The sequence below is a fragment of the Pontibacter russatus genome, from assembly GCF_009931655.1.
In the GTDB taxonomy this organism is placed as follows: Bacteria; Bacteroidota; Bacteroidia; order Cytophagales; family Hymenobacteraceae; genus Pontibacter; species Pontibacter russatus.
This window is the reverse complement of record NZ_CP047984.1, coordinates 3,231,654-3,252,635: the sequence shown is the minus strand read 5'-3', so window position 1 is coordinate 3,252,635 and position 20,982 is coordinate 3,231,654. Positions and strand designations below refer to the sequence as shown.

Sequence of the window (20,982 nt, the reverse complement as noted above, 5' to 3'; positions counted from 1 at the left end):
CATGTTTTCAAATTAATCTAAAACTCCTTTCTATATACCTCCTCTCCAATGCCGGGTGTAAGCGCCATTATTATATGCAAGGACGAAGAGCAGTTTATTGCAGGCGCCATTGAGTCGCTGCTGTGGGCGGATGAGGTGCTGCTGGTAGACTCCTACAGCACCGACAACACCCTGCCTATAGCGCGCCGGTACCCTGTCAGGATTCTGCAGCGCCCTTTCGACAACTACTCGCGGCAGCGCAACTGGGCCATGGAGCAGGCCACGCAGCCTTGGGTGCTGATGTTGGACGCAGACGAGCGCATTCCCGCCGGCCTGCAGCAGGAACTGACACAGCTGTTGAAAGCCTCGCCGGTGAGCCCCGCCTACAAAATCCGGCGCAAAAACTTTTTCATGGGTCGGGAGGTGCGGTACAGCGGCTGGCAAAACGACGCGGTGGTGCGCCTCTTCGACAAAAGCCAGTGCCGCTACTCCGATAAGCAGGTACACGAAGAACTGGTGGTGCCCGGTGGCAACATCGGCAAGCTCCGCCACCAGATGCTGCACTACACCTACCGCAGCCTGCCGCACTTCCTCGACAAGTGGAACCAGTACAGCTGGCTTTCGGCGCAGGACAAGGCGAAGCGGACAGGCAAAGTGACGTTTTTTCACCTGGCCGTGAAGCCAATGGTCCGCTTTCTGAAGCAGTACTTCCTGAAGCTGGGGGTTTTGGACGGGCGCGTCGGGTTTATCATCGCTTACCTGGCAGCCAGCAGCGTGTTTATGCGCTACCTGAAGATGTGGCGGCTGCAGGAGGAAAATCAACAAGCGGAACAATGATGCGCGTACTGCACCTGGTATCGGAGAAAACGTGGCGCGGCGGCGAGCAGCAGGTGGCTTACCTGGTGGCGGAGTTGCAGCGGCACCAGGCAGAGAGCTACGTGGCCTGCCCGCGCGGCTCCGCCTTCGAGGCCCACTGCCAGCAGCACCGCCTCCCGTACCTGGCGCTCTCCTTTTCAAAGCTGCGGCTCCTTAGCGATGCTCGCAGGTTGAAAGCATATATAAACCGGCACCAAATTCAGTTGGTACACATGCACTCCAGCCTGGCCCACACGCTGGGCGTGCTGGCCCATATGCTGGGCGCGCGGGCCAGCCTGGTGCTGAGCCGCCGCGTGGAGTTCAGCATCGGCCGCAACCCCTTCTCCACCTTCAAATACAACTACAGCGGTATCAAACGCATTATTTGCGTATCGGACAGCGTGCGCAGGCAAATGGCGGCTAGCATACAGGACGGCAGCAAGTGCGTAACCGTATATAGCGGCATCGACCTGAAGGGCGCCACTGCGAACGTCAGCCAGAACCGGAATTTCCTCCGCAGCGCCTACCAGGTGCCCCAGTACCTGAAACTCATCGGCAACGTATCGGCGCTCGACAAACACAAAGATTACTTTACCTTTCTGGAGACAGCGAGGATTCTGAAGGAAAGTGGGGTGAATGCAAAGTATTTCGCCATCGGCAGCGGCCCTCTGGAGGCAGAGATAAAAAAACATGCTGTACATTTAGGGCTTCAGGATGATGTAGTGTTCACGGGCTTTCTCACCAACGCGAAAGAGGTGCTGGCCGAGCTGGATGTTTTCTTGTTCACGACGGTAAAAGAAGGCATCGGCAGCACTGTCCTGGACGCCTTCGCCAACAAGGTGCCGGTGGTGGCCACCAGCGCCGGGGGGGTCCCGGAGATAGTGCGGCACGGGCAGACCGGCATGCTGGCCCCGCTCAGAGATGCAAAGGCACTGGCAACCCATGTGCAGCAGGTGCTGCGCGATGCACCGCTGCGCGAGCGCCTGGTGGAGCAGGCTTACCAACTGGCGCTAACGTTCACGCAGGAGCAGACTGCCATAAGAACGTTTGCTGTTTACAAAGAAGTTTTAGGCATTCGCTAAAACTTTATAACTATTTCTGGCGTTCACTTTTCGCTTTGGCTTTCGTAAGCATTAAATACCCTGACACCTCGTGATATGGCGCATTTATCTGCTGCGGCCGCAACGGGGGTAAAACAAATGAGTCCCTGATGTACTGCGTACGCCTTCTTTTGCTGCTTTGTCTGCTCGCTGCTTCCTGTCCTGCGCAGGCGCAGCAGTATAATTTCCGTAGCTGGACGCTGGAGCAGGGCCTGCCGCAGTCGCAGATTACCGCTATCCTGCAGGATGGCCAGGGGTTTCTGTGGCTGGGCACCCGCGGGGGCCTCAGCCGCTTCGACGGCATCGATTTCCACAACTATACCGAGCGGGACGGCCTGCCCAGCCATAACATCTCCACCCTCTTCCAGGACAGCCAGCAACGCCTGTGGATAGGCACGGCAAGCGCCGGAGTGGCCGTATATGACGGATCAGGGTTCCGGCAGATGGGCACGGCGGAAGGGCTGCCGGCCAGCCAGATACATGCCATCTCAGAAGATTCGCTCGGCCGCATCTGGCTGGCTACCAGCCAGGGCGCCTACTACCAGTCAAAGGGAAAATTCCGGTTATATGAAGCCCTCCCGAAAGGTGCCTACACCGCCATCTGCCACGCCCCCGGCGGCACACTGTGGGCAGGCACCCGGGAGAAAGGCCTATATAAAGTGGACGGGGGCCAGGTAAGCCGCTACACGGTGTATAACAGCGCGCTGCCGGGCAATGGCATCACCGCCCTTTCCGTCGCGCCGGGCGGCACCCTCTGGATCGGGACAGACAAGGGCCCCGCAAAAATGCAGGACGGCAGCATCACGGCACCTCCCCTGCCCCGGGTTGTCTCGGCCCCCACCGTCAGCAGCTTTGCACACGACCGCCACGGCAACGTCTGGATTGGCCTGCTCCGCAACGGGCTGCTCAAATACGACGGCGAGAAGTACACACACCTCACCCGCCTCAACGGCCTCCGCACCCCCCGCATCAGCTCACTCACCGCCGATACTGAAGGCAATATATGGATCGGCACGAACGGCTACGGGCTGCAGCAGTACAAGTCGCCCTGGTTTGTGCATTACTTCGATTTCGGGAGCATGAGCGAGCCACGCATCACTGCCCTTGCCTGCGACAGCAGCGGCACCATGTGGATGGGCACCGACGAAGGCAAGTTCGCGAGCATGCGCCGGAACCGCCCCGTCTGGCGCACCGGCACCCCGTGGCCCGATGGCACCACGCTCTACGGCATATACCCCAGGAACAGGAGGGAAAGATGGATCTGCAGCAGCAACGGCATATGGCTGATGCGGCAGGACACCACGCTGCATTACTCCACCGCACACGGGCTTCCGTCGCCTGAGGTGTTCCAGGCCGCCGCCGACACGGCAAGCACCCTGTGGGTGGCCACGGCAGCCGGGCTTGCTTATTTCCAGAACAGCGTTTTTGTGCCTGTCGCCTCCCCCACCGGAGCCGCCGCCAAAGTAAACTGCGTTTTCCGCGACAGCCGGGGCAATATATGGGCGGGCACCGAGGATGCTATATACCGCGTGGAGGACCGGAAACTTGTATCGCCGCCTGAGCTGGGTCAGTTGGACTTTTCGGAGGTGCGCTCTATCACGGAAGACAAGATGGGGAACCTCTACTTCTCAGGCTTCAACCAGGGCATTCTGATGCTGGCAAGCAATGGCGCGCGGCTTTTCACGGCGGAGGACGGCCTGCCGACCGTGGCCATCAACACGCTGTTCGTGGACGGGCAAGACAACCTGTGGGTGGCCACCAGCCGCAACGTGCTGAAGCTCCGGCTGCCGCAACTGCGACGGAACGGAAGGCTGAACTACAGGACCTATGCCAGCCAGAACGGGTTCAGGGGCCTGGAAGTGTGCGACAACGCGATGACCCAGTCGCCGGACGGCACCATGTGGTTTGGTACCACCAAAGGCCTCACCCAGTATATCCCCTCGCTGGACCGCCGCAACGCCATCTACCCGAAAGTCATGCTCACGGATGTGATGCTGTACTCCAAGCCCACCGACTGGCAGGCCCTCGGCTACGCCACCGACAGCGTTACGGGGCTTCCCCAAAACCTGCGGCTGCCCTACACCCAGAACTACCTTTCATTCGACTTCCATGCCATCTGCCTCTCGGGGCCGGAGCAGGTGCGGTACAGGTACCGGCTGATGGGGTTTGACGGTCAGTGGTCGCCGCCGGTGGAGCAGTCTTTCACCACCTACGCCAACCTCTCGCCCGGCACCTACACCTTCGAGCTGCTGGCCCGCAACAACGACGGCTTCTGGGCAACCGAGCCGGTTACCTACACTTTTTCCATCGTGCCCCCCATCTGGCGGCGCGAGTGGTTTGTGGGGGTGCTGCTGCTGGTGGCAGCCGGCTCGGTGCTGAGTGTAGTCCGCCTGCGCGAGCGGAGCCTCGTGAAGATGAACTCGCTGCTGGAGATGCGGGTGAGCCACCGCACGCGCCTGCTGGAGCGCAAGAACCGCGAGAAGGAGATGCTGCTGCAGGAGATACACCACCGCGTGAAGAACAACCTGCAGATCGTGATCAGCATGCTGAACCTGCAGGCCCGCCATGTGCAGGACCCGCAGGCGGCAGACGTGATGCAGGCTCTCCGCAGCCGGGTGCGGTCTATGTCCATTCTGCACGAGCGCCTCTACCAGCTCGCCGAGCAGGATTCCATCAACCTGGAGGAGTATTTCGAGGAAATCTGTGAGAGCCTCTACGCCGCCTATGGGGTAAGCAACAGGCGCATCGCCCTGGAAATAGACATGCCGCAGCTAAAGGTAAACATTGACCCGGCCATTACGTTGGGGTTAATTGTAAACGAACTCGTCTCTAACGCGCTGAAGTACGGCTTCCCGGATGGAAAGCCGGGGGTGCTGCGCATCGAGCTCCGGAAGCATGATGAGGTGCAGTACACCCTGACGGTAAGCGACAATGGACGCGGAATGCCCCCGGACTTTGATCCGGGCAACAGCCGGTCGTTCGGCCTTAAGCTTGTGAAATCGTTGAGCAGAAAGTTACAGGGAGACATAAAATTCATAACCGACAATGGCACTAAATCAATATTACATTTTGTTTTGGCACCATAATCCTAAATTTCACGTAAGTACCTAATGCTATGACAAAACCTAAAATTCTTATCTCGGAAGATGAGGTCATCATTGCGGAGGATATTGCTGCGACCCTCGAAGAGTTAGGTTACGAGACGTGCGCAATCGACACCGGTGAGGACACCATCGACATGATCCGGGAAATGCGGCCGGACCTGGTGCTCCTGGACATTAACCTGCAGGGCGACACGGATGGCGTGGACATCGGATCGCGTATCAAAGAGGAATTCCAGATCCCCTTTATATACCTGACCGCCTACGCCGACCGCGCCACGATAGACAGGGCCAAGAAAACGGAGCCCGACGCCTTTCTGGTGAAGCCTTTTGACGAAAAGAGCCTGCGCTCCGCCATTGAGATTGCGCTGTATAAGCACGACAACAACCACAGGGAGCAAACCGGCAACGGCAACGGGACGCAGTACCCGAAAGAACAGGAGGTGGCCACCGACTATATCTTTGTGAAGGTGAAGCACCGGATCATCAAGGTACACTACAGCGACATTCTGTGGGTGGAGGCGTACGACAACTATTCCTTTATCGTGACGGCCGAGCAGAAATACCTTGTCTCGTCTACCCTGAAGGATATGGAGCAGAAGCTGCCGCCCCAGAACTTTGTGCGGGTACACCGCTCCTACATCGCCAACCTCGATAAGATTGAGGCGCTGGAGGAAAACTCCGTAGTGTTCGCCAAAGGCGATATCCCCATCGGCAAGTCCTACAAGAAAACACTCATGTCGCGCTTCAACATAATATGACAATTCACCTGCTGTAAACTTCGCTGCCACACAGCAGCAAGCCATCTGAGCTATTGAAGGCACCCGGCCTTTGCGCCGAGGCCTGCCTGTGTTACTGCCACGCCAGGAGGCTGTGTTTCCGCGCAGAATCCTACACAGTTTTTATATATCCCGGAAAAGGAAATCATATATAACTGACTCACTCATATACAAAAGCCATATATAAAGAAGGCCGCTGCAGTAACTGCAGCGGCCTTCTTCTTTATATATGGCAAATTTATATGTGCTATATATGCCGAAAAGCTTAGTAGCGGTAGTATTCCGGCTTGTAAGGGCCTTCTACTTCCACGCCTATATAGCTTGCCTGGTCCGGACGAAGCTCGTCCAGCTCCACACCGATTTTAGACAGGTGCAGGCGGGCCACTTTCTCGTCGAGGTGCTTGGGCAGCGTATATACCTTGTTTTCGTAGGCATCGGCATTTGTCCAAAGCTCCAGTTGGGCCAGGGTTTGGTTCGAGAAGGAGTTAGACATCACAAAAGACGGGTGGCCAGTCGCGCAACCCAGGTTCACCAGGCGGCCTTCCGCCAGCACAATCACGTCTTTGCCTTCGATGTTGTACAGGTCTACCTGCGGCTTGATCTCATCTTTGGTATGGCCGTAGTTTTTGTTCAGCCAGGCCATATCAATCTCATTGTCGAAGTGGCCGATGTTGCACACAATGGCCTTGTCCTTCAGCGAGCGGAATTCCTGCTCCCGGATAATGTCTTTGTTGCCGGTGGCTGTCACCACAATGTCGGCCTCTTTCACGGCATCCGCCATGCGTTTCACCGCAAAGCCGTCCATGGCGGCCTGCAGCGCGCAAATCGGGTCGATCTCCGTTACGATCACACGGGCACCGGCACCGCGCAGCGAAGCGGCAGAACCCTTGCCAACGTCGCCATAACCCGCCACAACAGCTACCTTACCGGCCATCATCACGTCCGTGGCACGACGGATCGCATCCACCAGTGACTCTTTACAGCCGTACTTGTTGTCGAACTTGGATTTGGTGACAGAGTCGTTTACGTTGATGGCAGGCATGGGCAGCGTACCGTTCTTCATGCGCTCATATAGCCTGTGTACCCCTGTGGTGGTTTCCTCAGAAAGGCCTTTGATGCCCGCAGCCAGCTCCGGGTAGTTGTCCAGCACCATGTTGGTCAGGTCACCCCCGTCGTCCAGGATCATGTTCAGCGGCTTGCGCTCGTCCCCGAAGAACAGCGTCTGCTCAATACACCAGTCAAACTCCTCGGCGTTCATCCCCTTCCAGGCATATACCGATATACCGGCGGCGGCGATGGCAGCGGCGGCATGGTCCTGGGTAGAGAAGATGTTGCACGACGACCAGGTCACCTCGGCGCCCAGTTCCACCAGCGTCTCGATCAGCACGGCGGTTTGGATGGTCATGTGCAGACAGCCGGCGATGCGTGCGCCCGCCAGCGGCTTGCTTGGGCCGAACTCCTCGCGGATAGCCATCAAACCCGGCATTTCGGCCTCGGCCAGTCTTATTTCCTTGCGGCCCCAGGCAGCCAGCGAAATGTCTTTTACCTTGTACTTCAGTTCTGTATCAATCATATGTTATTGTTTTCTCCAATTGAAAACACAAAATTAAACAATATGTTGCTCACTTCAAATAAGTAAGCTGCAGTGTGTCACAAGATTGCACACACTGCAGCTTACAGTTGATTTATATATATAAATCAGTCGTTGCGGATAATTTCGGCTCCGAGTGTGTTCATGTTGCCTGCCGGCGGCATGAGGAAGCCTTTTGCAAACACCGTATAGATGGCATCGTCTGCCAGGCTCACATCCGGTATGGTAAGCACGACATCGGTAGAACCCGCCGGGCGCACTTCCAGGGTGTAAGTACCGGCGGCCACGGGCATAAAGTCTGAGGCGTCCTTAAAGCTGCTGTTGCTGAACAGCACGGGCCCGCCCTGCACGGCTACATCCACTGCCGGCGCATCCGGCGAAAGGTGTACAAAACGCACGTGCGCCATGCCGTCGGCCGGGTCAGAAAGATCGTCTTCCAGCACCAAGGCCTCTATATCGGAGAGGGTGTTGATGGCGAAAACAGTATAGTCCCCGTCCGGCTCCAGGTCCAGGTTGGCTTCAATCACGGTGGTGCTTGTGCCCGCCGCATTCACTTTGATGTTCTGCGTGCCGGAGGGCACATCCAGGTAGCCGGTGTTGGTGGGGTACACGAGCGGGGCGTTGTTTACTTTGGTGTTGTTTACGAGCAGGTCCACGCCGGGGGCGTCGGGCGAGGCATGTACCACCATCACGTCGGCATTCTCCAGCACCATCTCTTCCTCATCCTCGTCGCAGCTTACCAGCACCGTGGCGGGCAGCGCCACCAGCAACATCAGTTTCATCCATTTTCTCATAGCAGTAAATTTTTAATTTTTAAAATTGGTTTAGAATACAGTATCAACCCAGCGGATAATTATTTGTTTAAGGTTTATAATAAAATATTAAACAATTTTTTTCATATATGCATCACCCTCCAAAACCCCTACCTTTAAGGCTCTATATAACCGGCAGCCGGAACACGCATGCGCACCTTTACCACACAGGAGAGAGCATTTATACTGGAGCATCGGCACGAGGAGGCAGCCACCCTGATGCTGCAGGCCAAGCGCTACCCGCACCTGCCCTTGCCGGAGCTGGTGCAGCAGATACAGGCCCGCCAGAAAGCCGCCCAGAAACTGCCCACGTGGGCGCAGCACCCCGAGGCAGTGTTCCCGGCGGCCGTGTCGGTGGAGCAGAGCTCTTCGGAAGCGGCCGCGGCCTACAAGGCCACGCTTGTTTCGGGAAAACTTCTGATTGACCTGACGGGCGGCTTTGGGGTGGACAGCTTTTACTTTGCCCGCAGTTTTGCAGCCGTTATCCATATAGAGCAGCACCCAACTTTGCAGGAGATAGCCCAATACAATTTCGGGCTGCTGCAGGCGCACAACATCCGGAGCATCGCTACCACGGCCGAGGCGTTTCTGGAAAGCTTTACAGGAAAAGCGGACGTGATTTATATAGACCCGGCGCGGCGCGGCGGCGGCAACCAGAAACTGCACCTGCTGCAGGACTGCGAACCGGATGTGCTGCAACTGCTCCCGCTGCTGTTCGCAAAAGCCGACGCGGTGCTGCTGAAAACCTCGCCCATGCTGGACATCGACCTGGCCCTGGAGCAACTGCAGTGCGTGGCAAAGGTGTGGGTGGTGGCCGTGCAGCACGAGGTGAAGGAGGTGCTTTACCTGCTGCAGCCGAATGCCCCCCAGCCGGTACAAGCCCCGCGCACCGCCGTCAACCTCCTGCCCCACGGCAAAACGCAGGAACTGACTTTTACGAAGGCGGCAGAAGAGGCTGCTGCTGTTTCGTACGCCGACCCGCAGCTATATATATATGAGCCGAACGCGGCCATCCTGAAGGCGGGCGCTTACCGCTTCCTGGGGCAGCACCTGCACCTGCAAAAGCTGCACCCAAACAGCCATTTATATACCTCTGCCACGCTGGTTCCCGACTTTCCGGGGCGAAGTTTCGAGTGCCTTGCCGTGAGCCGCTACAATAAAAAGGAACTGCTGCGCCTGCTGCCGGACAGGCAGGCCAACATCACGGTGCGCAATTTTCCGGAGTCGGTGGCTGAGATACGGCGGAAGACCGGTGTCCGGGAGGGCGGCCATATGTATCTCTTCTTCACCACCGACAGGCACCAGAAGCCCATCGTACTCATCTGCCGGAAAGCCTAAGCCCGCACCGTGTTCCTGAACAAGCGCGGCAGGCATCCGTAGTATAGAACGCAGGTATCCGTGTCTGCTTTGAAGCTGCCACGATACAGGCCTTACATCAAAATTACGTTTAACCTATATACGAAGCTATGAGCACAGATAAAGAGAACCAGAAGAAGTCGGAACTGACAGACAAGAGCAAGGGCAGCAAATCTGACACAGGCAACAGCCTGGCGCGCGATGTGACCAACACCCCGATGCCCAAAGACAAGACACCGCAGGCCCGCACCGACAACGAGGAGGATGCGCAGACCCAGCAGAAAAAGAAGTAGCATTTGCCACTATATTTAAGAACAGCCACAGCAGCCAACGTTGTGGCTTTTTTTTTGCCCTATTTTCCAGCCTCCGCAAGGCAGGTGCTGCCAGCTGCTATATTGTCACTTATATATAGTATATTCGGTAGTTCAGTTACGTTTATCCTGCTATATCGGACGGCTAAACGGAATAACCCCATATATCCACAAGTTATACGCAATCAAAATTATAGAAATGAAAATCTTTAGACACAGTTTTTGTGACCCTTTCAAACCTGATGTTATAGAATTAGGCGATGTAGAAAGTAAAGAAATAATCAACAGATTTGAGCAAATGCCTTGGGACGAAATCATATCCAGAATGGGGAAAGCCAAGGAATCAGATATTCATTATTCTCCTTCATTGGAGTTTGAAGATAAGACTACAAAGCATGGCATAACTATTAGTGCTGTCGGAACTTCAAGTCTTGAAGAATTCTATGTGTTTTATAAAAGGCCTAAAAGGGTAAAGAAATTCTTTGGATTGATAGAGAGTGATAACCCTGAATATCTCACTGATGTGACTGGTCAGACAAAAGAAGATGTGATTGATGTTTTGAATGCATTCATTAATGGGAAGTACGACTTCTTAGACAGTAGAATAAAATGAAAGCGTATAACAAGAGCTAAAAATCATAACTGTCCGAGGGGACAGCAACGCTTTTTAGCCGAGCCGTTTGCGATGCTTTAATAAAAGTCAGCAATATGAGATATATAGTTATAGTTCTCGTTGCTTTAAGTTTTGCTTCTTGTACCTCGACCAAGAAGATCAGGACAAGCAATGGGATTTCAGAAATTCAATATTTAGACATCAATAACACAAAGCAGTATGTGCTTATCAGAGGCAAAGACAAAAGCAATCCTGTCTTGCTTTTTTGCACGGAGGGCCGGGAGCATCAGCTACGGCATTGCTGCGGAAATTTAACAGTGAATTGGAAGACCATTTCACCGTTGTGTACTGGGATCAGCGGAATGCTGGGAAGTCATATAGCAGTAAGACACCGAAAGAGGAAATTAAAGTTGCGAAATACATTCAGGACGTAGATACGCTTGTGGATTATCTTAAAAAGAGGTTTCAAGCGGACAAAATATTTTTGGTGGGACACTCCTGGGGTTCACGGCTTGGTTTATATGCTATACAAAGAAATCCTGAAAACTTTATTGCATACGTAGGCATAGGACAAGAACTGGCCTCATTCGAAGGAGAACTTATTTCTTACCAATATACTTTAAAGAGAGCCAGGGAAGTGAATAACTTAAAAGCTGTAAAAGAATTAGAAGAAATTGGAGCGCCTCAATCAGGAGATTACACTAAAATGTATAAAAACGGATTCTGGGGGTTGGTTAAACAAAAAGAATGGCTTTTGAAATTGGGAGGCGAACGATATGGAAAAACTAATTACACAGACTGGATTCTTTCTATTTGGTTTTCAAGAGAATATTCATTTCTGGACTTGATTAAATATGGAAAATCCTCCGGGTTTTCTGCTGGAAACATTATATACGACCCTGATTTCAACAATATCGATTTCTTTAACCAGATTCCAGAAGTAAAAGTGCCTGTATTTTTTATCTCTGGCGCTTATGACTACAATACACCCTGGCAACTTGTAGAAAGGTATTATAATATGCTGCAAGCACCTAAAAAAGAATTTATAAAATTTGAGAAATCAGGACATAGCCCTGTATTTGAAGAACCAGAAAGGTTTAACAAAGAAATTGTTAGAATTTACGAAACAGTGAAAGACAAATAAGCATTGCCCTACTTCGGTTTGGCGTAATGGCGGGAAGCTGACATTACGCCAACTTCACCGCTTTTTGCTCACCCATTTATTCCCCTTCAGCCAAAAGCGCCAGGGCAGGCGGGCATCCTCCCCGGCATAGTCGATGCCGATGCGCGGGCCGGCGGCGATATGCTCCGGTGCAATAGAAGTGCCCTTGTCTTCCAGCCAGATGGTGTCGCCGGTGAGGTCGGCGCCATATAGCTTTTTGTTGATGCCCAGGGCGATGCTCAGCACGCCTGGTCCGGCGGTCAGGTTCGGCTTTACGGCGGGCATGTTGCGGCGCAGCAGCATTTCCTGCAGGCCCTCCTCAGGAGCAATGGCCCGCACCAGCACCGCGTCGGCTTTGTCCTGCACGTTTGTGATGATGTTGAACAGGTGGTAGATGCCATACACCAGGTACACGTAGGCCACGCCGCCCTCGTGGTACATGATTTCGGTGCGCCGGGTGCGACGGCTGAGGTGCGCGTGGCAGGCCCGGTCGTTCTCCCCGGCGTACGCCTCCGTCTCCACAATCATGCCGCCGGTCAGGATGCCGCCAATATTGGTATATAGATACTTGCCGATGAGTTCCTGCGCCACCTGCACCACATCAGGCCGGGTATAGAATGATTTCGAAAGCTTCAAGTTTGTTGCTCGTTTATTGTGTTTTGTTGTTCGTGTTTGGTTGGTACGACGAGTTGACTACCGGGTTAGGCTCCTTCTTTCTCTTATCCTATATATAACTCGTAATTCGGAATTAATAATTACCTTCGTGCCAGATTGGTGGCGCTTACTACTGCCGTGGTAAGGGCCTTAAAAGGGAAGCAGGTGTAAATCCTGCGCTGTTCCCGCAACTGTCATCTTCATTAAAAAGTCAGCCCATACCAACGGCCACTGTGCGGCATCTGCCGCGTGGGAAGGCGGGCTGACCGAAGAGAGCCAGGAGACCTGCCAGTCCGACACCTATTTGTCGTATGCTTTCGGGTAAAAAGCTGCACGGCCTCCGCCGTTAGGGCGCCTGCTGTTCCTGCCTTTTACCTGCCAGCATGCTTCGGGACTAAAGCAACCGTGGACGTGGCATTATCTTCTTTCCGTACGTTTTGGGCGATGGCTGCCTGCTCGCTGGGCTTGGCCGCGCCTGCTGTGGCGCAGCAGGACACCACGCTGCACCAGCTGCGCACCGTGGAGGTGTTCGGCAAACCCGCCGAGGTATATGCGGCGGGCAGCCGCGTCAGCGCCCTCGACAGCAGCTACCTGAGCACCTACGCCTCCGGCTCGCTGGCAGACGCCCTGCAGGCCCGCACTCCCATCTACTTTAAAAGCTACGGCGCGAGCGGCATTTCTTCTGTCGCGTTCCGGGGCACCAGCGCCTCGCAAACCGTTGTGCTCTGGAACGGCCTGAACATCGCGCCTGCCACCCTGGGCCAGTCCGATTTCTCCACGCTGCCGCTCAGCGGGATTGGGGAAGTGGCGGTGCAGTACGGCTCGGCGGCGGCTATATATGGCAGCGGGGCGATTGGCGGCGCGGTGCTGTTGGGTTCTCCCATATATAAGGGTACAGGTTTTGGGCTGGAGGTGCAGCAGGAGGCGGGCAGCTTTGGCCGCTACTTCAGCAGCGGGCGCGTCAGCTACGGCAACGAAAAACTGCAAATTGGTACCAGCGCCTACGTTCGCTTTGCCGAAAACGATTTCCCTTACAAAGACATCTCCCGCTTCGACACACCGGAGGTAAGGCAGCAGCACGCCGGGCAGCAACTCCAGGGGTTCACCCAGGACTTTATATATAAATTCTCTCCAAAAACGCAGGTGGCTTTCCACGGCTGGTACACCTATGCCGACCGGGAACTGCAGCCAGCCATGGGCTCCGCCTACAACGAGGCAAAGCAACGGGACGAGAACCTGCGCCTGCTGGCGGAACTGAAACACAGCAGCCACTGGGGCCAGACGGATATAAAAGCAGCCTATTTCAAAGATTACCTCCACTACACCGACCGCTCCATCAACTCAGTAGCCGATGTGCATACCTACCAGCTACAGGCGGAGCAAACCTACACCCGGGGCGACAACTGGAGCCTGCGCGGCGGCCTCAACCTGCAGCACTATATAGCCGAAAACGATGGCTACGCCGGGCAGCAGGAGGAAAACAGAGCGTCAGCCTTCGCGCTTTTCCGCTACAACCCGGTTGCGCCGCTGGCCCTGAGCCTGAACGTGCGGCAGGCGCTGGTGGAGGGATATAACCCCTTGCCCACGCCCGCCTTGGGCTTCGACTGGAAGTTTTACCGCCGGAACAGGCACCAGCTTTCGCTGAAGGGCAATGCCTCGGGCAGCTACCGCGTGCCCACCCTCAACGACCGCTTCTGGGTGGGCGCGGGCAACCCGGACCTGAAACCGGAGCAGGGCTGGAGCTACGAAGCCGGGCTGCGCCACCTGCTGGTGCTGGGCAACACGCTGCTGCTGGAGACAGAGGCCTCCGCCTACCATATGCTAATCGATGACTGGATACAATGGACACCCGACCACACCGGCAACTGGCGGCCTTACAATCTGCAGAAAGTGCGCTCGCAGGGCATCGAACTCAGCAGCCAGGCCACCGCTACGCTGGGCGAAATAAAACTGAGCAGCACCGCCGGCTACACCTACACCTCCTCGGAGCAGGTGGCTATCTATGAAGGCACGGCAGGCGACAAAGGCAAGCAGTTGATGTATGTGCCGCTGCACAAGGCCACGCTCGCGGCAGATATGAATTACCACCACTGGACCGTGCTGGGCAATCTGAACTACACGGGCCCGCGCTACACCAGCAACTCCGAAACGACCAGTCTGAACAGTTTCCTGCTGCTGCAACTGGCCCTGAGCCGGAAGTTGAAACTACAGGACAACACGCTCCTCCTCTCACTGCGCGCCGATAACGTGACCAGTGCGGAGTACCAGACAATGGCTTACCGTGCCATGCCGCCCCGCGGCTATACCTTCAGCATACGCTTTATCATTCCTTAATTTACATATACACCAACTCATGAAAAGAAGTACCCCATTCCGCAGCTTCTATATAGCTGCCCTGCTGCTGACCGGTTCCCTGGGCTTCACGGGCTGCGACAGCGACGAGGAAAAAGTAAACCCGGTTGCCGACACCGAAGTGCGCGGCCCCTACGACCAGCAGGGTGTTTTTATATTGAACGAGGGCAACTACGGTACCCCCAACGGCTCCATCTCTTTCCTGAGCGACAGCGCCGGGCACGAGGTGGTGAACAACATCACCCAGAAAGCAAACGATGACCGCCTGCTGGGCGATGTGGTGATGGATATGGATATAGTAGGCGATCGCGCCTATATCGTGGCCAACAACAGCGACAAACTGGAGGTGGTGAACGCCTATACCATGGAAACAGAGGGCGTAGTGGGCTTAAAGCAGCCACGCCACTTCACGGCGGCCACCCCCGACAAAGCCTACGTGTCGGAGTGGGTCACCTTCGGGCAGCCGGGGCAAGTGTCCGTGATTGACCTGAAATCGCTGCAGGTGGTGAAGACCATCGCGGTGGGGCCGCAGCCGGAGGAGTTGCTGGTGGTGGAAGGAAAGCTGTACGTCGCCATCAGCGGCGGCGATAAAATCACCGTGATCAACACAGGCACCGATGCCGTGGAAACAGACATCCAGGTAAGCGACGGGCCGGCAGAGCTGGAAGTGGGCATCAAGAACAGGCTCTGGGTGCTGGCGAAGGGAAAAACGGTATACAACGCGGACTGGAGCGTGAACTACGACGAAACGACGCCCGGCGCGCTGGTGTCCGTCAACACAGCCAACAATGCCGTGGTGAACACCCTCCCCTTTGGCAGCAACCAGCATACCCCCGATAACCTGGCGATTACGAGTGACGGCGGCAAGCTGTACTATAACTACCAGGGCGCCACGTACGCGCACAACCCGAGCCTGAACAGCCTTGCCGCTTCGCCCTTCATCGGCCGCAACTTCTATGGCCTGGGCGTGGACCCGGACAACGGCTACCTGTATGGCAGCGACACCAACGGTTTTTCCGGTGAGGGCACAGTTTATATATACCAGCCTGACGGCACGCAGGTCAGCGAGTTCAAGGCAGGAATCGGGCCGAGCGGCTTCGTGTTCAACTAAGCCTGCTACTGCTTTTAAACCATCGGCGCCTGCTTCCGAAACGGAAGCAGGCGCCGATGGTTTAAAAGGCAAAGGCACACAAGATTCTTTGCATCACACCTTGCTTGCTTTCAAAATCTTGTAATATATAACGCTTTAGAGTAAAGGATAAAATTAGCTTGCACTATTCATAAAAGCATGACGTACATTTACCTTCTGCATGTCAACTATATATAGCATAAAAAGCCTTGTGTCTAATGTCTTGACACTTGTGTCCTTTTCCCTATATAGCTTATTGCTCTTCGCCGCGTTCTGTGCCTTCCTCGCCGTCGCCGGTATTAACCGCGCTGCCTTCCTTATTCCCGTTCTCATAGTATTCTTCTCCGGTGTCGGCGGTGTCGCTGTAGCGGGTGGTGTTGCCGGGCTCGTCGCCTATCATTGAGCCTTCCTCATGTATTTCGCCCCTGTCCACGTTCACATCGCCCGGCTCAGTGCCTGTGTTGCAGGAGGCCAGCCCGAATGTGGCGACGGCGGCTGCGCCCAATGCAAACAAAGTTGATGATCTTATGCTCTTCTTATTCATCTGGTTCAGTTCTTTCCGGTTAAACATAATCCGGCTGTTTCCCTTACAGCCAGCCCCTTCATGTACGTCTGCAGCAGGTTTAATGTTGAATGGGCGGCACCAAGGCGGCCCTTGCCCCGTAAGCAAAAAGACACCATCCGGAAACAGCCGCCATGAAAGAGAACAAACCGAGAGACCCGATGCAGGAGACGACAAAAGACGATTCGTCGGATGTGGAGCGCGTGAAGCAGGACAAAAAAGGCCCGCCGCCGCAGCCCCGGACTGGGCAGCGCACACCCGGCAGCGCTGACCAGGAAGCGGAGGAAGCGGAAAAAGGCCATTCCTGATAGCCATATATGGCAGCCGGTTCCGTAAATTGCGCCCCGTAAAAGCTTATGAAAAAACGATTCCTGGCGCCGCAACTCAAACGAAGGCTACTCCTGCTGGCCGTGATCAGCCTGCTGCTGGCCTCCGCCCTGGAAATCTACACCTTTGGCTTCACCTCTGGCTTTGTGGTGCGGTGGATGCGCAGCTTCTTCGTGTTCTTTGTGCTGATCTCAGCCACGGTGCTGGCCATTGTGCCCGCGGTGAACTATATCGTCAAAAAGCTAACGAAATAACGGGACGGCGCACGCCCATATATAACCTATGTTGCGATGAGGCAACCTGTGCCCCGTGCTGTATATTAAGACAAACGCCTGCCACTGAGGCAGGCGTTTGTCTTATGAGGGTTTAAAGCGGAAAGGGGCGGTCATTGATATTTCAAAGCTCCACCGTCATCTGGGCATCTATGGTAACGAGCAGGCTGGCGGCGATGGGGCTGTCTGTGGTGGTGGCGTTCAGCCGGAAAGTAACCATGCTGCCGCGCTGCAGCAGTTGCGCAAGCTTTTGCTCTACGGCGCTGCCCTGCAGCCGGATGGTGTTTTCCTGCCCGCTTTCCTCCATTTTCCCGAGGTGCAGGTCCGTAATGGAGTCGAGCACCGTGAAGTCACTGCTGCCGGAAAGCGCGAACTCGATGTTTCCGGAAATAACGGCGTCGCTGTTTCCGCTGTAGTCACTGACGGTATAGGTGATGCTGTTGATGGAAAGGCTTTCCCGGCTGGCGGCGTTTTCCTGCAGCGCCCTGGTGTTCGTGTCCACGTCTTTCAGCACTGAGAAATGTAAGGCGGCACCGGCCGGGCGGTCTATGCGCAGCTCAAATGTCTGCGGCGTATGCACGTTTTTCTGGAAGAGGGAGCAGGAGGCGGCCATTACCAGCAGGGCCAGGGTCACAATCATCTGGAAATTCTTCGGCTTGTGCATATAAAGGGTAAGTTTGGCGGTGTTCGTAAAGCTGAAGGCGATGTTAATGTTCTTTCATTATATATAATGTTACAAATATATATAAATATCTTTCATAACCGATATATCCCAAGAAATATTTATTTTATTTAATCTTTACGATCCTATATTTATCCCGTTATATATAATCTAAATTCTGAACCATGGGTAATTCTTGAACTTGCCTCCGGCCGCGGCTGTTGCGGGAGAGCGGCCTTCCGGCACTTTCCCTGCCGGTAGTTGCCCCATTTATATGTAGCTTTGCTCTACGGGCCTGCAAAGGCCCGACGTTTTACCTGATCTTTATACCTTGGAGAAACCATCCATCCTGCTCCTGACGCCACCGCTCACGCAGCTCAACACGCCCTACCCGGCCACCGCCTATCTGAAGGGCTTCCTGACCGGCCGTGGCTACAAAGTAACCCAAGCCGACATGGGCATTGAGCTGGTGCTGCGGATGTTTAGCCGCCAGGGGCTGCAGCAGATTTTCAACGCCATTGAGGCCGGGGATTACGAATTATCGGACAACAGCCTGCGGATGCTGCGCCTGAAGCGGGAGTATCTGCAGACGATAGAGCCCGTTATCCGGTTCCTGCAGAACAAAGACAGTACCCTGGCCCAGCAAATCAGCTACAGCCGTTTTCTGCCGGAGGCGGCGCGCTTCGACCAGGTGGAGGACATCGACTGGGCCTTTGGCAGCATGGGCATCTCAGACCGCGCCCGCTACCTCGCCACGCTGTACCTGGAGGACCTCGGCGACCTGATCAAGGAAACCGTGTGCCCGTACTTCGCCTTCAGCCGCTACGCCGTGAGCCTGGCCATGTCGGCCACCCACTTCGACCCGCTGGAGGAGGCCCTGCAGACAGCGCCCAACCTGGTGGACCAACTGCTGCTGGAACTGCTGGAGGAGCAACTGCAGGCGGCTCAACCGGATGTAGTGGGCTTCTCTGTTCCCTTCCCCGGCAACCTGTATGGCGGGCTCCGGATGGCGCAGTACATCAAACAGCAACACCCGCATATAAAAACGGTGATGGGCGGCGGCTACCCCAACACCGAGCTGCGCACCTTGCGCGAGCCGCGCCTGTTTCAGTACCTCGATTTTGTGACGCTGGACGACGGCGAAGGCCCCTGGCTGAAACTGCTGGAGCACCTGCAGGGGCAGCGGCCGCAAAACCAGTTGCAGCGCACGTTCCTGCTGCAGCAGGGCGAAGTGGTCTATATAAACAACTGTACCGACGCCGACGTGCCGCACACCGAAATCGGCACACCCGACTACAGCGACTTGCCTTTGGTTGATTATTTATCGGTCATAGACGTCATCAACCCGATGCACCGCCTCTGGAGCGACGGACGCTGGAACAAACTCACCATCGCGCACGGCTGCTACTGGAAACGCTGCTCTTTCTGCGACATCACCCTGGACTATATAAACCGCTACGAGGTGGCCCCGGCCGCGCTGCTGGTTGACCGCATCGAGCAGATTATCGCGCAGACGGGGCAAACGGGCTTCCATTTTGTGGACGAGGCAGCCCCGCCCGCCCCGCTCCGCGACATGGCCATCGAACTCATCCGAAGGGGCGTGAAAATCTCGTGGTGGGGGAACATCCGTTTTGAGAAGACATTTTCGCCGGACCTTTGCCGCCTGCTGGCCGCCTCGGGCTGCATCGCTGTGTCGGGTGGCTTGGAAGTGGCCTCTGACCGGCTGCTGGCGCTGATGGAGAAAGGCGTGAGCATCGACCAGGTGGCGCGGGTAACGGATGCGTTTACGCAGGCAGGCATCATGGTGCACGCCTACCTCATGTATGGCTTCCCGACGCAGACGGCCCAGGAAACGATTGACTCGCTGGAGGTGGTGCGGCAACTGTTCGTAAACAACGTGATTCAGTCCGGCTACTGGCACCGCTTTAGTATGACGGCGCATAGCCCCGTGGGGAAAAGCCCGGAGAAATACGGCGTGGTGAAGTCGGGTCCGGAAGAGGGGCTTTTTGCCAACAACGACCTCTGGCACGACGACCCCACCGGCACCGACCATGAGCTGTTCGGGCCGGGATTGGCAAAGGCCATCTATAACTATATGCACGGCGTGGGGCTGGAGCAGCCGCCTTCGTTCTGGTTCGATTTCAAGGTTCCACGTGTGAAGACCAAACCCGACCTGATATATAACGCCATCCAGCAAGCACCCAAGCCCGACGCCGAGCGCCGAAACGCCCGGGTGCTGTGGCTGGGCAACCGGCCGGAGATAGAATTTACCATGATGGCGAAGAAGGGGCAGACGATTGAGCGCTGCGTGCTTACCTTTTATGAGAAAGGCGAGGATTTTCAGGTGAAGACGACCGCCAGCATCGGCCAGTGGCTGTTCGGCGTGCTGCAGCAGGTAAACACCGACAGTACCGAAACCGTGCTGCTGAAACAACTGGAAGCCTCATTCCCGACAGACGCCCACCTCAGCTTCACCGAGTTCCTGAGTTCCCCAAGTTGGTTCGAGCTGCGCGAAAAAGGGCTGCTGCTTCTGTAATAGAAACCTTCTATATATAATAAGGACGGCGGCTATATGGTTTTATATATAGCCGCCGTCCTTATTTACTGTTTCCTGCGGGAATGCCGGGCCCGCAATATCTCTGCCGAAGGGCTTTGCACTGCGCCGCGAATTCGATAACTTGAGTTCCTGTCGAAACGAAAAGCCATTCTTTATGAAGCACAAAATCTATCCCGCAGTAGCGCTCCTCTTTCTGGCGTGGGGCTGTTCAGACAATGCCTCCACCGCCGTGCAGGACACACCGGATGCCCAGAAAACAGCCATCAGCCAGGATGCACCTGCTGCCGCCATAAGCGAAGACAGGACACAGGAAGTGTTGGACCACCATTGGGAGGCTTTCAGTCAGAACGACATGGAAGCCGTGATGGCGGACTATACCGAGGAATCCGTGTTGATAACGCCGGATAGAACCTACAAGGGGATGGAGGAGATACGAACTAACTTTGAAAATGCGTTCAAGGCCTTCCCAAAGGACCAGACTACCTTCCAGTTAGATAAATCGGTGGTAGAGGGGGATGTGGCCTATATCCTCTGGCAGGCGAAAACGCCCGCTTTCAACCTCTCCTACGCCACCGACACCTTCATCATCAGAGACGGCAAAATCATCAGCCAGACCTATGCCGGGGTTTCCGACGCGGCGCAGGAGTAGATGGTGCGCAGCATTTTCCCACGCTGGCGCGAGTTTGCAACTTGTGCCTCACTATAAAGTTGAGCTGACAGGCAAGTGGGCCGGAGGCCCAAGGATAGCAAGTCACGAGCAAGGACGCGCGTGCCATATATGGCCATATATAAAGCACAGGCTGATGAGC

19 protein-coding genes and 1 riboswitch are annotated in these 20,982 nt (G+C 55.5%); of the genes, 14 read left to right on the top strand and 5 right to left on the bottom strand.

What is annotated here, in order from left to right; genetic code table 11:
* Positions 1-48 precede the first annotated feature (48 nt).
* The 4 genes from GSQ62_RS13370 to GSQ62_RS13355 all read left to right on the top strand — a co-directional run bounded on the left by GSQ62_RS13370 (position 49) and on the right by GSQ62_RS13355 (position 5,796).
* Positions 49-816, top strand: a complete 768-nt coding sequence (locus GSQ62_RS13370; protein ID WP_161889968.1) for a glycosyltransferase family 2 protein — start codon at positions 49-51, stop codon at positions 814-816.
* Complete coding sequence (locus tag GSQ62_RS13365) at positions 813-1,916, top strand: glycosyltransferase family 4 protein (protein ID WP_161889967.1); 1,104 nt, start codon at positions 813-815, stop codon at positions 1,914-1,916. Before GSQ62_RS13370 ends, GSQ62_RS13365 begins: the two co-directional genes overlap by 4 nt.
* Before the next feature lie 128 nt (positions 1,917-2,044).
* Complete coding sequence (locus GSQ62_RS13360) at positions 2,045-5,020, top strand: ligand-binding sensor domain-containing protein (protein ID WP_161889966.1); 2,976 nt, start codon at positions 2,045-2,047, stop codon at positions 5,018-5,020.
* Between the two features lie 29 nt (positions 5,021-5,049).
* Positions 5,050-5,796: a LytR/AlgR family response regulator transcription factor gene (locus GSQ62_RS13355; protein WP_161889965.1), complete on the top strand. Its 747-nt coding sequence runs from the start codon at positions 5,050-5,052 to the stop codon at positions 5,794-5,796.
* Between the two features lie 283 nt (positions 5,797-6,079).
* Here the strand turns inward: GSQ62_RS13355 and ahcY are convergent, their stop codons facing one another.
* Entirely contained in the window at positions 6,080-7,387 is a 1,308-nt protein-coding gene (gene ahcY, locus GSQ62_RS13350; protein WP_161889964.1) for an adenosylhomocysteinase, read from the bottom strand.
* Positions 7,388-7,512: 125 nt separating this feature from the next.
* The gene (locus GSQ62_RS13345) at positions 7,513-8,199 is read right to left on the bottom strand and encodes a DUF4397 domain-containing protein (protein WP_161889963.1); all 687 of its coding nucleotides are present in this window, start codon (positions 8,197-8,199) and stop codon (positions 7,513-7,515) included.
* Between the two features lie 168 nt (positions 8,200-8,367).
* Here GSQ62_RS13345 and GSQ62_RS13340 point away from each other — a divergent pair, with 168 nt between their 5' ends.
* From GSQ62_RS13340 to GSQ62_RS13325, 4 genes are all read left to right on the top strand, one after another.
* On the top strand, positions 8,368-9,555 hold the full coding sequence (locus GSQ62_RS13340; RefSeq protein ID WP_161889962.1) for a THUMP-like domain-containing protein: 1,188 nt from the start codon (positions 8,368-8,370) through the stop codon (positions 9,553-9,555).
* 128 nt (positions 9,556-9,683) lie between these two features.
* Positions 9,684-9,866, top strand: coding sequence for a hypothetical protein (locus tag GSQ62_RS13335; protein WP_161889961.1), 183 nt, complete (start codon positions 9,684-9,686; stop codon positions 9,864-9,866).
* 217 nt (positions 9,867-10,083) lie between these two features.
* A complete protein-coding gene (locus GSQ62_RS13330) occupies positions 10,084-10,497 on the top strand; it encodes a hypothetical protein (RefSeq protein ID WP_202621785.1) in 414 nt (137 codons plus the stop codon).
* 322 nt (positions 10,498-10,819) lie between these two features.
* A complete protein-coding gene (locus GSQ62_RS13325; protein ID WP_237586623.1) occupies positions 10,820-11,641 on the top strand; it encodes an alpha/beta fold hydrolase in 822 nt (273 codons plus the stop codon).
* A 54-nt stretch (positions 11,642-11,695) separates the two neighbouring features.
* Here GSQ62_RS13325 and GSQ62_RS13320 read toward each other — a convergent pair whose 3' ends face one another.
* Positions 11,696-12,295, bottom strand: a complete 600-nt coding sequence (locus tag GSQ62_RS13320) for a DNA-3-methyladenine glycosylase (RefSeq protein WP_161889960.1) — start codon at positions 12,293-12,295, stop codon at positions 11,696-11,698.
* A gap of 119 nt (positions 12,296-12,414) precedes the next feature.
* Positions 12,415-12,620: riboswitch (cobalamin riboswitch) on the top strand.
* Positions 12,621-12,724: 104 nt separating this feature from the next.
* On the opposite strand from GSQ62_RS13320, the gene GSQ62_RS13315 reads away from it, so the two are divergent.
* Positions 12,725-14,647: a TonB-dependent receptor plug domain-containing protein gene (locus tag GSQ62_RS13315; protein WP_161889959.1), complete on the top strand. Its 1,923-nt coding sequence runs from the start codon at positions 12,725-12,727 to the stop codon at positions 14,645-14,647.
* A 19-nt stretch (positions 14,648-14,666) separates the two neighbouring features.
* Positions 14,667-15,776 (top strand): YncE family protein, encoded by a 1,110-nt coding sequence (locus GSQ62_RS13310; protein WP_161889958.1) that lies wholly within the window; start codon positions 14,667-14,669, stop codon positions 15,774-15,776.
* A gap of 271 nt (positions 15,777-16,047) precedes the next feature.
* Here GSQ62_RS13310 and GSQ62_RS13305 read toward each other — a convergent pair whose 3' ends face one another.
* Complete coding sequence (locus GSQ62_RS13305; protein ID WP_161889957.1) at positions 16,048-16,365, bottom strand: hypothetical protein; 318 nt, start codon at positions 16,363-16,365, stop codon at positions 16,048-16,050.
* A gap of 125 nt (positions 16,366-16,490) precedes the next feature.
* On the opposite strand from GSQ62_RS13305, the gene GSQ62_RS13300 reads away from it, so the two are divergent.
* Complete coding sequence (locus GSQ62_RS13300) at positions 16,491-16,664, top strand: hypothetical protein (protein WP_161889956.1); 174 nt, start codon at positions 16,491-16,493, stop codon at positions 16,662-16,664.
* A gap of 48 nt (positions 16,665-16,712) precedes the next feature.
* Complete coding sequence (locus GSQ62_RS13295) at positions 16,713-16,937, top strand: DUF2798 domain-containing protein (RefSeq protein WP_161889955.1); 225 nt, start codon at positions 16,713-16,715, stop codon at positions 16,935-16,937.
* Positions 16,938-17,079: 142 nt separating this feature from the next.
* Here the strand turns inward: GSQ62_RS13295 and GSQ62_RS13290 are convergent, their stop codons facing one another.
* Positions 17,080-17,619 carry a hypothetical protein gene (locus GSQ62_RS13290; protein WP_161889954.1) on the bottom strand — a complete coding sequence of 180 codons (540 nt, stop codon included), beginning with the start codon at positions 17,617-17,619 and terminating at the stop codon, positions 17,080-17,082.
* A gap of 328 nt (positions 17,620-17,947) precedes the next feature.
* Between GSQ62_RS13290 and GSQ62_RS13285 the strand changes: the two genes are divergently transcribed.
* Together GSQ62_RS13285 and GSQ62_RS13280 are read left to right on the top strand one after the other, a co-directional pair.
* Complete coding sequence (locus GSQ62_RS13285; RefSeq protein ID WP_161889953.1) at positions 17,948-20,152, top strand: B12-binding domain-containing radical SAM protein; 2,205 nt, start codon at positions 17,948-17,950, stop codon at positions 20,150-20,152.
* Positions 20,153-20,327: 175 nt separating this feature from the next.
* Positions 20,328-20,822: a nuclear transport factor 2 family protein gene (locus GSQ62_RS13280; protein WP_161889952.1), complete on the top strand. Its 495-nt coding sequence runs from the start codon at positions 20,328-20,330 to the stop codon at positions 20,820-20,822.
* The last annotated feature ends 160 nt before the right edge of the window (positions 20,823-20,982 follow it).

Bases quoted from the DNA above. Each gene is read 5' to 3' on its own strand.
- GSQ62_RS13345 (WP_161889963.1), bottom strand. From the start codon at position 8,199: ATGAGAAAATGGATGAAACTGATGTTGCTGGTGGCGCTGCCCGCCACG.
- GSQ62_RS13290 (WP_161889954.1), bottom strand. From the start codon at position 17,619: ATGCACAAGCCGAAGAATTTCCAGATGATTGTGACCCTGGCCCTGCTG.
- ahcY (WP_161889964.1), bottom strand. From the start codon at position 7,387: ATGATTGATACAGAACTGAAGTACAAGGTAAAAGACATTTCGCTGGCT.
- GSQ62_RS13300 (WP_161889956.1), top strand. From the start codon at position 16,491: ATGAAAGAGAACAAACCGAGAGACCCGATGCAGGAGACGACAAAAGAC.
- GSQ62_RS13330 (WP_202621785.1), top strand. From the start codon at position 10,084: ATGAAAATCTTTAGACACAGTTTTTGTGACCCTTTCAAACCTGATGTT.
- GSQ62_RS13305 (WP_161889957.1), bottom strand. From the start codon at position 16,365: ATGTTTAACCGGAAAGAACTGAACCAGATGAATAAGAAGAGCATAAGA.
- GSQ62_RS13295 (WP_161889955.1), top strand. From the start codon at position 16,713: ATGAAAAAACGATTCCTGGCGCCGCAACTCAAACGAAGGCTACTCCTG.
- GSQ62_RS13340 (WP_161889962.1), top strand. From the start codon at position 8,368: ATGCGCACCTTTACCACACAGGAGAGAGCATTTATACTGGAGCATCGG.
- GSQ62_RS13355 (WP_161889965.1), top strand. From the start codon at position 5,050: ATGACAAAACCTAAAATTCTTATCTCGGAAGATGAGGTCATCATTGCG.
- GSQ62_RS13370 (WP_161889968.1), top strand. From the start codon at position 49: ATGCCGGGTGTAAGCGCCATTATTATATGCAAGGACGAAGAGCAGTTT.
- GSQ62_RS13365 (WP_161889967.1), top strand. From the start codon at position 813: ATGATGCGCGTACTGCACCTGGTATCGGAGAAAACGTGGCGCGGCGGC.
- GSQ62_RS13310 (WP_161889958.1), top strand. From the start codon at position 14,667: ATGAAAAGAAGTACCCCATTCCGCAGCTTCTATATAGCTGCCCTGCTG.
- GSQ62_RS13280 (WP_161889952.1), top strand. From the start codon at position 20,328: ATGAAGCACAAAATCTATCCCGCAGTAGCGCTCCTCTTTCTGGCGTGG.
- GSQ62_RS13360 (WP_161889966.1), top strand. From the start codon at position 2,045: ATGTACTGCGTACGCCTTCTTTTGCTGCTTTGTCTGCTCGCTGCTTCC.
- GSQ62_RS13335 (WP_161889961.1), top strand. From the start codon at position 9,684: ATGAGCACAGATAAAGAGAACCAGAAGAAGTCGGAACTGACAGACAAG.